The sequence below is a fragment of the Streptomyces sp. DH12 genome (assembly GCF_020873895.1).
Taxonomy (GTDB): domain Bacteria; phylum Actinomycetota; class Actinomycetes; order Streptomycetales; family Streptomycetaceae; genus Streptomyces.
Genome location: NZ_JAHWGT010000546.1, coordinates 1 through 567, shown reverse-complemented (window position 1 = coordinate 567; position 567 = coordinate 1). Strand labels below are relative to the sequence as shown.

Below are 567 nucleotides of genomic sequence, written 5' to 3'. Positions count from 1 at the left end.
TGCGGGCCGCCGCCAGGGCGCGCGGCTTCGCCTGGTTCGCCGCGGAGGTCCACCCGGACGTACGGCTGTTCGACGAGGGCGGCACGATGCCGCCCGACCGGAGCGACGCGGCCGGGCGTGGCCGGGGCGTCGGCGCCGCGACGCCGGGCTTCGTGCCGCCGCGGTGACACGGGTGTGGGTTCACGGGGGCGTGGGACGTCCCGTCCGCGACCCACGCCCTCGGTTCGCGCGAACCGCCCGGGCCGACCCGCCGCCCGCCAGGAGTCGCCCTCAGCCCCGCAGGTCCGGCCTCCGCCGCCCCGCGCGTCCGGCCACCGCCGTGGGCGGCCCCTCGTGGGCGTCCCCGACGCGTCCCGCGGTCTCTCAGTACCCGGGTGCCGTGACCCGGGCGATCAGCAGCGCCACGTCGTCGAAGTTGTCCGGCTCGTGCAGGGTGCGGAGGAGGAGTTCGCAGACGTCGTCGAGGGAGTGGGCCGGGGTGTCGAGCAGGGTGAGGAGGCGGTCGAGGCGGGTGTCGAGCGGGTCGCGGCGGGTCTCGACCAGGCCGTCGGTGTAGAGGACGAGGCG

At 77.6% G+C, this 567-nt stretch carries 1 protein-coding gene and 1 pseudogene; one reads left to right on the top strand and one right to left on the bottom strand.

What is annotated here, in order from left to right:
* Positions 1–113 (top strand): annotated as a pseudogene (locus LPA54_RS35700) (MurR/RpiR family transcriptional regulator); the annotation flags it as partial.
* Positions 114–363: 250 nt separating this feature from the next.
* Here the strand turns inward: LPA54_RS35700 and LPA54_RS35695 are convergent.
* The coding region (locus tag LPA54_RS35695) for a SpoIIE family protein phosphatase (RefSeq protein ID WP_228984720.1) at positions 364–567 on the bottom strand (204 nt) is incomplete at its 5' end.